We start from the raw sequence: 12,662 nt of genomic DNA, 5'->3' as shown, positions 1-12,662 counted from the left end.
ATGTATAAATAATATTGGTAGCAATTATGAACTTTCATTCTCAGAGGCGAACTTTAGATAATCATTTCTTCTCCGTAAAAATTGCGCTAGATGATCTTTCAATACTATTTTGTCAAACAATCTACCGAAAATTCCAAACGGAGTTTCGTATTGCATCACATCTTCCATAATAGTTTGCCCGTCAATTTCTTCAAAGAAATGTTGGTGTTTGAAGGATTTGAAGTGACCCTTTAATTGTTGGTCTACAAAATAGAAGTATAGTTCCATTTGAGAAATAATACTTTGATGTTCTAGTTAAAGTCCAAAATGCTTACCTCTCCAAGTTACGGTTTCTCCTTTATTGATCAATCCGTGTGGTGTTCCTGCTATGGCAACCTCACTAGTTTTACTTGCAGATTGTTGGTGTGTATCAATATTAAGAGCATAATCAAAAACGATTTGAATCGGTGCCTTAATTACGGTTGACAGTTGTATCGTTGTCATTTTGTTAGATTTCTTAAGGCAGTTTCTAATGTTTTATATTCGAATTCGAATCCGTTTTCTAATAGTCGGGTCGGAATCACATTTCTGCTTTTTAAAACCAATTCAGTTTCTGTTCCAATGATTTTTGCTCCAATTTTTAAGAGGAACTCAGGTGTTGGTATTCCGATGAAAACGTTCAATTGTTTTCGTAATTTCTCCATGAAATCTGTATTAGAAATAGGTTGAGGTGAAACGATATTGATAACGCCTGTCATTTGTGTTTCGATAATAAAATCAATGGCTCTAGCAAAATCTTCGGCATGAATCCAACTAATGAATTGGTTTCCTTTTCCCTGTTTACCTCCCAGTCCTAATCGTGTTAATCGTTTTAAAGGAATAAAAGCACCACCATTTTTACCCAAAACGATAGAGGTGCGCAAAGCAGTTTTTAAGGTATTTGGCGTTACAGTTTTAAAAAATGATTTCTCCCAAGATTGCGCTACATTCATCGAAAAGTCATTGCCAATTTCTCCATTTTCCTCACTCATTTGTTTGTCTAATGAAAAACGATAGATGGTTGAGGTTGATGAGTTCAACCAATGTTTTGGCGGATTTCTACAAGCAAGTACGGCTTGGTTAAGGACTTTGGTGCTTTGTATGCGAGAAAGTAATATCTCTTTTTTGTTCTTTTCGGTATAGCGACAATCCACCGATTTTCCTGCTAGATTAATTAACAATGTTGCATTTTCTAATTCCGTTTCCCATCCTGTCAATGTTTTGGCATCCCAATTGACCAATTTAATTTTTCCTCTCACGCTGCTTTGTCCGCGTGTTAAAATGATAATTTTGTCAAATTTATTTTCGAAATGATTCACTAGAACTTGACCTAAAAATCCTGTTCCTGCTGCTATGATTAATTTTTTCATGTTGTTGAAATTAAAAGTTTAAGATGATTACCAAAGCGAGTATTCGATACAAAATCCATGTTAGGGTTAAATATTTAGGTAATTCGAGTAAGCTGATTCTCCTATAGTGTTCAAAGATCATAAAGTTTACGGTCAATCCAAACCAACCAAAAATTAAATAATCATTTATCTCAAAATAGCGGTTTAGGAGTAGTACTAGTAACAAAAGTAAACTTCCTATTACGGAAATAGTCACTAAATTTCCAATGTAATTCAATTGTTTTTGTTTGTCAAATTTTCGAATAAAGAGCGTTTGAAAACCAATTTGCCCCACTGCTAAAAGTAGTTCTCTGACGAAAGTAGCTCTTGGTAAAAACACAATCAATTCTGCGTATTGAAATAAAACTAATGCCGTAAATAAAGTTGCAAATGCAATATAAAACAATCGGTACTTTGTATTAAAATCTGGAATGCAATTGATTTGGTCACCAACTTTCGTTTTGCTAGGTACTATTACTTTTCGATTGTAAGAAATGAATTTGTACAACTTTTTCAAAAAGTAATTAATGGGTTTGCAATTACCTACTTTCTCCATCCAAGGAAAAGAATTGCCAATGACTTTGAGAAGACTTTCAATTCCGTAATACACTTGTTGGTTTACTTTATCGACCAAAGCAATTTCGTTTTTGGCTCTTTCTAAGTCAATATAATATTCTTCTTCGGTTGTAATATTTACAAATGGTTTTCTACCTTGACTATCAAGCATGTTTGCTTTGATAAAACCTGCAGTGTAGAGATTACACATTGGGCAATCTTCGTCGTAAAGTAGGGTATGGTTGTCTAAAGTTTTCATATTATTTCTCTTTTATTTTCAACACTAATATCAGAACCTATTGCGAAAATGATTGATGTTGGGCTACTATTTTTTAAAAAATCAAATTCACTTCCGTAGGTAGTCTTAAAATCAACATCAATTTTATGATTTATGACTTTTTGTTGTTGCCATCTAGGGTGTTTTACTTCGTACTCAAAAGTTTTAGTTTCGGTTATTTTGGTGTATCCATAGTAATGTTCTGTGATAAATTCCGCTTCGGAATCAATTGCAATATCCACTGCTGTTTTCTCTGCTTCGATTAGAATAGAATTCCATTTTCCATTGGTTTTCCATTCATAGGCATAGTTAATTGATTGATCGTTTTGAGTAACAGAATGAATCATAGGTAACGTTTGGTAATGTTCTTTGTAAACTGTGTTTGCAACAAAAGTTAAAGCAGGTTTCGGGACAATCTCTTTTATAAAAACTACTCCACGTTTCCATTTTCCATCTTCAAATCTTTTTACATAGAAACGTAAATTCACTTCTTCAAAATTGACATGAAACGGAATTTTAACCCCTAATATTTTTACATTATTAAACATAAACCCTACGAGACTCACATAGCATTTCCCATTATATAGTTCTATTTCAGTTCCTTTTGGTAGATAATTCTTTAACAATTCCTGATCTATTTCATAATTAATAAGGATTAAATTTTTCCATTCCGCTTTCATAAAACTAAATTCTTTAGAAAATAAATGCAGAATGACTGTGAAATAAATTGATAAAGAAAGTGGGGTTGCAAAAAATAAAAAGCCCAGTATAATTTTCAAAAAATTAGTTTTTTCAGCAGCATCCCACCAAAGTACAGAACTATACGAGACAAAGAAATAAGTAATCACTGCATAAAAATAGAATTGTATTCTTTTGTTTTCCTTATACCCAATTAGCCACACCAAGCCTACAAATAATTGAAAAAGAGGCATAATAAAAAGAGTTAGCATTAGCGCATTAGGAAAATAAGAATCGTCAAGCAGCCCTAGTAGGAGATTAGCTAAAATACCAACAATGAGGCTTAAGTTTAAAAAATTTAGTATTTTCATAATTCCTTTTCTTTTTAAACTTTCAGAAAAAAATGAAAGTTTAAATTAAATTTTTTTATTGTTACTTCATGAATTTCACAACGAGCTTAGTCAACCAGTTGTCTTTGTATTCCGTGATTTTGTCTAATACATTATCGGCTTTTAAAACAAAATCGTATAATTTGGTTGTTTGATCTACAAAGTGTTTTTCTTCTTCTGTCTGGTTGGCAGTGATAGACGACACTTCTTTTAAAACTTTCAAAGCAGGTTTGATTTCTCTTTTACTGCGTTCTCTAGCAATTTTTACAGCTAATTCGTCTAAGTCTTTTTCAGCGGTGAAAAACTCTCTACGTTCTCCAGTTTTGTATTCTTTGTAAACAATTCCCCAATCCATCAAAGCGCGTAAATTCATACTAGCATTCCCGCGTGAAATTTGCAATTCTTCCATCACATCTTCCATCGAAACCGGTTCTGCTGAAACCATCAAAAGCGCGTGAATTTGTGCCATGGTTTTATTAATTCCCCATTGCGATCCTAGTGCTCCCCAGGTCTGTACAAACTTATTTTTTGCTTCTTTGAATTTCATTTGTCGCTTTTATTGCTTTTTAATGGTAAAATGCCAATTGCATAAATACTCATTATGATAGTACAAATGTATGCAAAGTTTTTAAACTTTCAAAAATAAATGAAAGTTTATTTTCTGACTTTTTTATATGGCATTATTGGTGAACATATTCACCAATATTAGTGTAAATTTGGTGAACGTATTCACCAATATTAGTATTAATTTGGTGAATGGAATAAGGATTTGTACCTTTGTTTTAAATTTATAGTTATGATTGTTAGGGACTTAAAAGCTAATTTACAGCAAAAACTCAATAAAGGCAAGGCGATTATCCTCATTGGGCCTCGCCAAGTAGGTAAAACAACCTTAGTTCATGCTTTATTGAAGGATATTCCATTTTTATTTTTGGATGGTGATGATTCGGTCGTGGCCGAAACTTTGGCGAATGCCAATACCGAAACCCTCAAAAGTATCATTGGCGACTATAAATATGTGTTTATTGATGAGGTGCAACGTATTCCGAATATTGGTTTGAAATTAAAAATTATTATAGATCAAATTAAAGATGTTCAGGTGATCGTGAGCGGATCTTCAGCTTTTGATATCAATCATGTTACGCAAGAGCCGCTAACGGGACGTAAATTTGAATATCACTTGTATCCTATTTCTTGGAATGAATTCGAAAAAAATGTTGGCTATATCAAAGCCCAACAACAATTGGAATTGCGATTGCTATACGGAATGTATCCAGATGTAATTAATAATTTTGGTAATGAGTATGAGGTTTTGAAAAATTTGGTTTCGAGTTATTTGTACAAAGATGTTTTGAGTTTTGCCGGCATTCGAAAATCAGATGTTTTAGAGAAAATTTTGCAAGCGCTTGCCTTTCAGGTCGGTAGCGAAGTAAGCTATAATGAAATTGCACAATTGGTAGGTGTGGATAAAAACACGGTGAATACCTATATCGATTTGCTCGAAAAAGCATTTGTGATTTTTAGATTGAATAGTTATAGTAAAAACCTTCGAAACGAAATTAAAGCCAATCGTAAGATATATTTTTACGATAATGGCGTACGGAATATGTTAATCGGGAATTTCAATACGCTCGAATTTAGGCAAGACAAAGGTGCACTTTGGGAAAATTTCTTGGTTTCAGAAAGAGTTAAGTTGCTGTCTTACACTAGTAGTTTGGCAAAACCGTATTTTTGGCGAACCACTTCACAACAAGAAATTGATTATATTGAAACCAATGCTGATGCCGTAAGTGCCTTTGAATTTAAATGGTCACCAACCAAAAAAAGTAAATTACCTAAGTCGTTTATCGACGCTTACGACCCTTCCTTTTTGGTCCTAAATAAGAATAATTTCAGGGAGTTTTTGAAAATTTAAATAAAAAAAACCGAAGCATCACTACTTCGGTTTGAATCTGGATTCTATTATTTATAACAGCCCCGCTCTTCTCAATAAAGCATCTGGTTTAGGTTCTTGACCTCTAAAGCGTTTGTACAATTCCATTGGTGGCTCTGTACCTCCTTTTGAAAGTACGTTTTCTTTAAATCGTGTGGCCACTTCTTTATTGAAAATTCCTTTTTCTTGAAAAAATTCAAAAGCATCTGCATCTAATACTTCTGCCCATTTATAGCTATAATATCCTGATGAATAACCACCTTGAAAAATATGAGAGAAAGCCGTACTCATAGCGTTTTCGGCTACTTCTGGATATAATTTTGTAGCTGCAAATTGTTCGGTTTCAAAAGTTTTAACATCTGTAATTGCGGTAGGGTCTTGACCGTGCCATCCCATGTCTAGTAATCCAAAACTCAATTGACGCATTGTTGCTAAACCTTCTTGAAAACTGGCGCTCTCTTTAATTTTATTTACATATTCTTGCGGAATCACTTCACCCGTTTGGTAATGCGTTGCGAACAAAGCCAAGGCTTCTGGCTCGTAACACCAATTTTCCATCACTTGACTTGGTAATTCTACAAAATCCCAAAATACCGAAGTACCAGATAAGCTCGGGTAAATTGTATCTGCCAACATACCGTGCAAACCATGTCCGAATTCATGGAACAACGTTGTTACTTCATTAAATGTCAAAAGTGATGGTTTGGTTTCAGTAGGTTTAGTGAAATTGCAAACGTTTGACACATGTGGTCTTTCATTAACGCCATCTTTCACATATTGTGCTTTGAATGAAGTCATCCAAGCGCCGTTACGTTTTCCTTTTCGAGGAAAAAAATCAGCATAGAAAATGGCAACCAAATCCTTTTTCTCGTCGGTCACTTCATAAGTGATAACTTCGGGATGGTATTTGTCGATATCAAATACTTCGGTAAAAGTAAGACCATATAATTTATCTGCAATTGTAAAAGCACCTTTCAGCACTTTTTCCAACTGAAAATAAGGCTTTAGTTTTTCATCATCCAAATTAAATAATTGCTGCTTTAATTTTTCAGAATAATAACCGCCATCCCATTTTTCGAGTTGTTCGATTCCGTCTAGTTTTTTAGCGAAAGCGGTCAGTTCTTCAAATTCTTTTAATGCAGCAGGTTTTGCTTTTGCCAACATATCATTCGAGAAAGAAATTACTTTTTCGGGATTTTTGGCCATTCTTTCTTCTAAGACAAAATGAGCATGAGTTGCATATCCTAAAAGTTGTGCACGGTTAAAACGTAATTTGGCAATTTTTAAAACAATTTCTTGATTGTCAAATTCATTGTTTTGAAACCCTCTTGATCCAAAAGCAATTGCTAGTTTCTTACGCAATTCGCGGTTGTCAGCATACGTCATAAATGGCACGTAGCTAGGGTGGTCTAGAGTAAAAATCCAACCTTCTTTTTCTTGGGCTTTGGCCAAAGAACGTGCGGCTTCAATAGTTCCTTCAGGTAAACCAGCAAGATCTTTTTCATCTGTCAAATGCATTTCAAAAGCATTCGTCTCGGCTAATATATTTTCGCCAAATTGCAAGCTTAATTTCGATAATTCCTTATCAATCGCACGTAGTTTTTCTTTTTTATCTTCGGGTAGATTGGCTCCATTTCGAGAAAAACCTTTATACTTTTTGTCAAGTAGAGTAGTTTGTTCTATCGTTAACTGCAGAGATTCTTTTGCGTCATAAACTGCTTTTACGCGAGCAAATAGTTCAGGGTTTAAGGTAATGTCATTACTAAATTCAGATAACAGCGGAGAAACTTCTTGAGCTATCTTTTGCATCTCGTCATTAGTTTCAGCCGAATTTAAATTAAAAAAGACACTTGTAGTTCTGTCTAGAATATCACCAGTATAGTCCATAGCTACAATTGTATTTTCAAATGTTGCTGCTTCCGGATTGCTGACAATGGCATCAATTTCAGCTTTCGCTAATTTGATTCCTTCAAGTATAGCGGGTAAGTAGTCTTCATTTTTTATTTTCGAAAATGGAGCTGTATTGTGTTTGGTATCGAACTGTTTTGTTAAAATGTTCATTTTTTATATGTTTTCATGTAAGCGCTAGATAATAACTATCGCTAACGATTATTAAAATTAGTTGAGTAATTTTGCGTCTTGTCTCAAGATCTCTTTTTCGTTCTTGTAAACTGTTAAGGTTGCTGGTGCGCTGTTCTTTGTACCGAGAACAGAAATATAGCAGTCATAGATGTAATTTCCTCTTTTAAAGCTGTAACGGTGATTGCCGCCTGTCCCTTCTCGAATAAATTCGCCATTATTTAATACTAAATCTGGCGTAGCGGTCATGGGTTGATTAATTGACCACGAGGAGTAACGGTATTGGTAATTGTCTAATTCATCGATGCGAATTCTAAATCTAGATGTTTCTATTATACAAATAGGTTTTACAAAATTTGATAGTGACCGATGTACCTCTTTTTTACTCAACTTGATGATATCAGCAATCTTTTCAGCCTCAATTTTTGATTGGTAATTGATTGTGATTATTCTACCATCTGTATCAATCCACATATCACCGCGGTTGAGCATAATGCCTCGCCATCCCACTTCTGACCAATCTGTTTTAGGATTAGATTGGACAATTAGTTTCTTAAATGTTGCATCAAAAATTTCATCGTAGCGGTCTACAAATTCTTTTTTAGATTTAATTTTAGGTAAAGGATATTCTCTATCAAATGGATAGGAAATCATGGTTGCAATTTCGCTCTTCTTATTATTTTTTACGCAGTCAATAAAGAAGGCTATTTTTTGTTGGTATTCTTGTTTTAATTCTTGACCAAAGAAACTCTGGCTGACAATCAAAAGTAATACTAAAATGGTTTTTTTCATGCTATTTTAATTTCAGCTGAAATTACAAAAAAGAGCCTTATTTAGATTAAAAAAAAAGGTAATAAAAACCTAAAGATTAGTTGTGTTTTACTTTAAACTAGCCGAAGCCTTAATCACTGCTTCTTTTAGTTCCAATTTATATGCAATTACGCGGTCTAGGACCTCTTTGTTGCTGCTTCCGATAATTTGAGCGGCTAGTATTCCAGCATTTTTAGCTCCGTTTAAAGCAACAGTAGCAACAGGAACACCGCCTGGCATTTGTAAAATAGATAATACAGAATCCCAACCGTCTATAGAATTGCTTGATTTTACAGGAACTCCAATTACGGGAAGCGGAGACATTGATGCCACCATTCCTGGTAAGTGTGCTGCACCGCCTGCACCTGCTACAATTACAGCTATCCCGCGTTTGTGAGCATTTTGACTGAAATCAAACAACTTTTCAGGGGTTCTGTGGGCAGAAACAATATCAACTTCTACTTCTAGGTTAAATGACTTTAATATATCGATGGCATCTTGCATTACGGGCATATCTGAGATACTTCCCATGATTACGGCTACTTTCATATTTTTGTGTTGTTATTTTATAATTATTTTTAAGGAAGATGATGAGATTGAGCAGTATTAACTAATAACTCTTAGCGTATTCTTCACATCCTCAGCAATTCGTCTCGCTTCTCTAATGTCCGAATTTACAATGGTCACGTGCCCCATTTTTCTAAAAGGTCGGGTTTGTTTTTTACCATAAATATGTGGCGTAACACCATTCCAACCTAGAATCGTTTCAATATTTTCATAGACTACATCTCCTTCAAATCCTTCTTCACCGACTAAGTTCACCATTATGCCAGCTACTTTGCTTTCGGTATTTCCAAGAGGTAAATCGAGTACTGCACGCAAATGATTTTCAAATTGTGAGGTGTAACTCGCTTCAATCGAGTAATGTCCAGAGTTGTGTGGGCGAGGAGCTACTTCGTTGATAAGGATTTCGTCGTCCTCTGTTTGGAACATTTCTACGGCAAGTAAACCAACATGATTAAACTGCTCAGAAACATTCAAAGCAATTGCTCGTGCTTTTTCGGCAACGGCAGCATCAATACGGGCAGGACAAATTACATATTCTACTTGATTGGCTTCAGGATGAAATTCCATTTCGACCACAGGGTAGGTTTTAATTTCTCCAGATGGGTTGCGGCAGACAATAACGGCCAGTTCATTTTTAAACGGAATCATTTCTTCAGCGATGCACTCAACATTCGGCATTCCTTCAAAGTCAGTGGTAGCACGAATTACTTTTACACCATTTCCGTCATAACCAAACTCGGTGCATTTCCACACAAACGGAATTAATACTTCTTCCATTTCTACAGCATGTTGCAGTGCTTTTAAGTCTGCAAAACGAGTGTAGGGAGCAGATGGTATATTTTTTTGTAAATAAAAATCTTTCTGAATCCCTTTGTTTTGAATAAGACGTAGGGTTTTTGGCGAAGGATAGACAGGCAGTCCTTCTGCTTCCAATTTTTCAAGAGCTTCAAGATTTACCAGCTCAATTTCAAAAGTCAAAACATCTACTTTTTTTCCAAAATTATAGACAGTATCAAAATCCATTAAATCTCCCTGAAAGAATTCATTGCATGCTACTTTACTAGGAGCATCAGCGCTCGGATCTAGAACGTAAGTTTGAATGTCAAATTTACGAGTGTCAAATAATAACATTTTCCCAAGTTGTCCACCACCTAGAATACCTAATTTAAAATCAGAAGAAAAATAATTCATTTGTTTTAGTTATTGTTTATCAACGGTCAAATGCAGTTGCTATACTCCTGTCATTGTACTATTGTTCGTTGTGGCAAAGATACTTTATATAGGTCAAATTGTAAAATGCTATTTTATTTTCTTCAGAATTTCGCGAGCCACTGCTTTGTATGCTGCCGAATGAGTAGCATAATCTTTTTCGATTATAGTTTTTAATTCAATATGAATCCAGTCATACTGTCTTCCTAAGATGTATAAGTTGCGCATGGCGTAAGCTTTTGTGGCGACTTTGGAGTCCGAAATTAACCAGTCAAAATTAACTTCAACACAGTCTTGTAATTGATTTTCGGCTAGTAAAATATTCGTTTGTGACTGGGAATAATGCGCTTGTAATAGCAATTGATTAATTTTTGCCAAAGGTCTGATGGCACTTTCGTTCGAAATATTCTTTAAGTTACGACAAAAGAAATCTAAGTAATCCACAAGCCATTCCAACTTTTCGTAAGCTACAAATTCTAAAATCCAACATGCTTTATGGTTATTTTTATTTGATGGAGAAAAGCAAATTGAAAGTAATTCCTCAAAATGATTTTTATTTTCCAAAACAAATTGAGCCATTGCAAGTCGATTTTCTCTGTAAGCACTAACGTGGTCAAGTTTTAACTGCAATTTGGTTCTCATGTTTTTATTTAAAATAAATAATTTAATGAAACCGTTCCATAATAATTTATAGGAAGTCCTGGATAATAATATCTTGGCTGCGCGGTCCCGAAACCAACTGCATTTGGCAGAATCATCGAAGCATATTTCTCATTCATTACGTTATTAACTCCAAAAGCCAATTGAGAAGTTAAGTCAGGTAGAATTTTAAATCGATAGCCTGTTTTTAAATTCAGTACAGAATACGAATCGGAGTAAGCAGAATTAGCATCGTTCATTGGAATATCATCAGTGTACTGATAATCGGCATTTAAGTAAATTCCTAATTTGGTATCGAAAATTATTCCTGCATTGATTTTATTAGCAGGGACACCGGTAAGTTTATTTCCGGAATAATCGTTTCCGTTGTCTATAAATTCTTTAAATTTATAATTACCGATAGAAGATCCAATATAAGAGTTCAGATTAAAATACTTATTGATTTGCCAGTTGTGTTTCAATGTAATCTCAATTCCTTCATGCAGTGTTTTTCCAGCATTAACTCCTTCATATTGGTCATCGCCAATTCTTTTGGCAACCAATAAATCTTTAATTTCCATTCGATAAAGAGCAATTTCTGTGTAAAGATTTTTGTTGAATAAATAAAATTTTCCACCCAATTCAAAATTATAACCGTTTTCAGGCTTAATGTCTGAATTAATTGAACCAGTACTTGTTAGGGTTTCTTCAGTTGCAGGTAGTGAAAATCCACGACTTGCCGAAAAATAGATTGTTTGTTGTTGGCTTGGTTTAAACAACAAAGAAAATTGAGGCGAAAAAATGCCATCATAAGAATAGTTTTCAGTTGATGCTTGCTGAGATAAATAATTTGTTAATTCAAAGTTTGTTTTGTTATAATTTAAACCCAACTGAATTTCTAATTTCTCAGAAAGCAGCGATCTTAATTGCGAGAAAACATTAATAAAGCGTCTTATTTGATCGGTCTGTGTCACTTGATCTCCTTGTAAACTGCCTTGTCCGTTATTTTGTTGGTACAAATTTTCAAAAGTAGTACCATTGTAATTATCTAAAAAATATTCAGCACCGGCAATCAAATTATTTTTTATTCTACCTATTTTGAAATTTCCTGTAAATTGAGTTCTTGCTCCTGTTGCAAAGGTATATTGCTTCAAAACATCAAATGGTCGCGGTTCATTACTGTCTTTATAATTTACAAATATCGAAGTTGCATTTTTCCAGTTATTTGTAATATGAAAATCATAAGCTAGACCAGCTAAAGTAGATTTGTATTCTTTGTAACCTTTTGAAGCTACCCAAGTAAATGCACCCGACTGTGGACTATTATCGTAATCCTCTTTATCAATGGAACTCGGGATAAAGCCTTTTAAATAAGTATAGTTAGAGAAATAAGTCAGCTTGCGGTTTTGTTTTCTGAATAATTCACCCGAAATAGTAATTCCCTCCCGCTTGTACGCACTGTTCTCTCGCCAGCCGTCCATTTTTAAAGTATGATAATTTACAGTTAAGCTAGAGTTTTTTTGATTAGTACTAAAATTTAGATTATTTTTTAGCAAACCATAAGAACCAAATACGGAGCTTATCGATGCATTTTCTCCATCTGTTGCTGCTAATTGTGGCGTAATTAAAATAGCACCTCCCAATCCAGCACCATAATTACTCGAAAGTGGACCTTTAATAATCTCAATTTGATTTAAACCTTCGAGGTTAATGTCATCAATAACTGTTTCGCTATTTCCTGACGTGAGCGGAATACTGCCATAGAAAGCTCTAATTTTATTGGTACCATAAGGGGTTCGTGCGCCAATACCCCGAATCGAAATTCGGGTAGTTGTAAAATTGGATGATTGCATAAAAACTCCAGGAACAGTATTTATAACAGTTGTAATATCCGTCGCACTATTTTGCGTCAGGTCTTTTTTGGATAAGATCCCGATCGACGCTGGAGCATTCTGCAGACTATCATTAATATGTACAGAGCTTATTATAACTTGCTTGAGTTTTTCTGTTTTGACATTGTCATTATTAAGACCTTCTTGTTTTTGAGCAACACTATTTTGAAATACAGAAATTGCAATAACAAGAAGGTAATATTTTTTTAAGAACATAAAAAGATTTCT

13 protein-coding genes are annotated in these 12,662 nt (G+C 34.3%); 1 reads left to right on the top strand and 12 read right to left on the bottom strand.

The window, feature by feature from the left end:
• Positions 1–24: 24 nt before the first annotated feature.
• The 6 genes from LXH21_RS16185 to LXH21_RS16160 form a co-directional block, all read right to left on the bottom strand.
• Positions 25–267 carry an SRPBCC family protein gene (locus tag LXH21_RS16185; RefSeq protein ID WP_239868315.1) on the bottom strand — a complete coding sequence of 81 codons (243 nt, stop codon included), beginning with the start codon at positions 265–267 and terminating at the stop codon, positions 25–27.
• Positions 268–294: 27 nt separating this feature from the next.
• Entirely contained in the window at positions 295–483 is a 189-nt protein-coding gene (locus tag LXH21_RS16180; protein ID WP_239868312.1) for an SRPBCC family protein, read from the bottom strand.
• Entirely contained in the window at positions 480–1,388 is a 909-nt protein-coding gene (locus tag LXH21_RS16175) for a TIGR01777 family oxidoreductase (RefSeq protein WP_239868309.1), read from the bottom strand. The genes LXH21_RS16180 and LXH21_RS16175 overlap by 4 nt, the downstream gene beginning before the upstream one ends.
• Positions 1,389–1,398: 10 nt before the next feature.
• On the bottom strand, positions 1,399–2,220 hold the full coding sequence (locus LXH21_RS16170; RefSeq protein WP_239868306.1) for a DUF393 domain-containing protein: 822 nt from the start codon (positions 2,218–2,220) through the stop codon (positions 1,399–1,401).
• Positions 2,217–3,287 carry a YqjF family protein gene (locus LXH21_RS16165; RefSeq protein WP_317208821.1) on the bottom strand — a complete coding sequence of 357 codons (1,071 nt, stop codon included), beginning with the start codon at positions 3,285–3,287 and terminating at the stop codon, positions 2,217–2,219. Before LXH21_RS16165 ends, LXH21_RS16170 begins: the two co-directional genes overlap by 4 nt.
• 61 nt (positions 3,288–3,348) lie before the next feature.
• Positions 3,349–3,852 (bottom strand): GbsR/MarR family transcriptional regulator, encoded by a 504-nt coding sequence (locus tag LXH21_RS16160; RefSeq protein WP_239868303.1) that lies wholly within the window; start codon positions 3,850–3,852, stop codon positions 3,349–3,351.
• Positions 3,853–4,101: 249 nt separating this feature from the next.
• Here LXH21_RS16160 and LXH21_RS16155 point away from each other — a divergent pair, with 249 nt between their 5' ends.
• Positions 4,102–5,220, top strand: coding sequence for an ATP-binding protein (locus LXH21_RS16155; protein WP_239868300.1), 1,119 nt, complete (start codon positions 4,102–4,104; stop codon positions 5,218–5,220).
• Between the two features lie 51 nt (positions 5,221–5,271).
• Here LXH21_RS16155 and LXH21_RS16150 read toward each other — a convergent pair whose 3' ends face one another.
• From LXH21_RS16150 to LXH21_RS16125, 6 genes are all read right to left on the bottom strand, one after another.
• Positions 5,272–7,299, bottom strand: a complete 2,028-nt coding sequence (locus tag LXH21_RS16150) for a M3 family metallopeptidase (protein ID WP_239868297.1) — start codon at positions 7,297–7,299, stop codon at positions 5,272–5,274.
• Between the two features lie 57 nt (positions 7,300–7,356).
• Complete coding sequence (locus LXH21_RS16145; RefSeq protein WP_239868294.1) at positions 7,357–8,109, bottom strand: hypothetical protein; 753 nt, start codon at positions 8,107–8,109, stop codon at positions 7,357–7,359.
• Between the two features lie 87 nt (positions 8,110–8,196).
• Positions 8,197–8,676: a 5-(carboxyamino)imidazole ribonucleotide mutase gene (gene purE / locus LXH21_RS16140; protein ID WP_239868291.1), complete on the bottom strand. Its 480-nt coding sequence runs from the start codon at positions 8,674–8,676 to the stop codon at positions 8,197–8,199.
• Positions 8,677–8,733: 57 nt separating this feature from the next.
• On the bottom strand, positions 8,734–9,885 hold the full coding sequence (locus LXH21_RS16135) for a 5-(carboxyamino)imidazole ribonucleotide synthase (protein ID WP_239868287.1): 1,152 nt from the start codon (positions 9,883–9,885) through the stop codon (positions 8,734–8,736).
• A 108-nt stretch (positions 9,886–9,993) separates the two neighbouring features.
• Positions 9,994–10,545: a hypothetical protein gene (locus LXH21_RS16130; RefSeq protein ID WP_239868286.1), complete on the bottom strand. Its 552-nt coding sequence runs from the start codon at positions 10,543–10,545 to the stop codon at positions 9,994–9,996.
• 8 nt (positions 10,546–10,553) lie between these two features.
• A complete protein-coding gene (locus LXH21_RS16125) occupies positions 10,554–12,650 on the bottom strand; it encodes a TonB-dependent receptor (RefSeq protein WP_239868283.1) in 2,097 nt (698 codons plus the stop codon).
• Positions 12,651–12,662 lie beyond the last annotated feature (12 nt).

Source organism: Flavobacterium algicola (assembly GCF_022399565.1).
GTDB lineage: Bacteria > Bacteroidota > Bacteroidia > Flavobacteriales > Flavobacteriaceae > Flavobacterium > Flavobacterium algicola.
The sequence above is the reverse complement of the archived record's forward strand: the minus strand, read 5'-3'. Positions and strand labels throughout refer to the sequence as shown.

Bases quoted from the DNA above. Each gene is read 5' to 3' on its own strand.
- LXH21_RS16170 (WP_239868306.1), bottom strand. From the start codon at position 2,220: ATGAAAACTTTAGACAACCATACCCTACTTTACGACGAAGATTGCCCA.
- LXH21_RS16150 (WP_239868297.1), bottom strand. From the start codon at position 7,299: ATGAACATTTTAACAAAACAGTTCGATACCAAACACAATACAGCTCCA.
- LXH21_RS16180 (WP_239868312.1), bottom strand. From the start codon at position 483: ATGACAACGATACAACTGTCAACCGTAATTAAGGCACCGATTCAAATC.
- LXH21_RS16165 (WP_317208821.1), bottom strand. From the start codon at position 3,287: ATGAAAATACTAAATTTTTTAAACTTAAGCCTCATTGTTGGTATTTTA.
- LXH21_RS16155 (WP_239868300.1), top strand. From the start codon at position 4,102: ATGATTGTTAGGGACTTAAAAGCTAATTTACAGCAAAAACTCAATAAA.
- LXH21_RS16185 (WP_239868315.1), bottom strand. From the start codon at position 267: ATGGAACTATACTTCTATTTTGTAGACCAACAATTAAAGGGTCACTTC.
- LXH21_RS16125 (WP_239868283.1), bottom strand. From the start codon at position 12,650: ATGTTCTTAAAAAAATATTACCTTCTTGTTATTGCAATTTCTGTATTT.
- LXH21_RS16175 (WP_239868309.1), bottom strand. From the start codon at position 1,388: ATGAAAAAATTAATCATAGCAGCAGGAACAGGATTTTTAGGTCAAGTT.
- purE (WP_239868291.1), bottom strand. From the start codon at position 8,676: ATGAAAGTAGCCGTAATCATGGGAAGTATCTCAGATATGCCCGTAATG.
- LXH21_RS16130 (WP_239868286.1), bottom strand. From the start codon at position 10,545: ATGAGAACCAAATTGCAGTTAAAACTTGACCACGTTAGTGCTTACAGA.
- LXH21_RS16145 (WP_239868294.1), bottom strand. From the start codon at position 8,109: ATGAAAAAAACCATTTTAGTATTACTTTTGATTGTCAGCCAGAGTTTC.
- LXH21_RS16160 (WP_239868303.1), bottom strand. From the start codon at position 3,852: ATGAAATTCAAAGAAGCAAAAAATAAGTTTGTACAGACCTGGGGAGCA.
- LXH21_RS16135 (WP_239868287.1), bottom strand. From the start codon at position 9,885: ATGAATTATTTTTCTTCTGATTTTAAATTAGGTATTCTAGGTGGTGGA.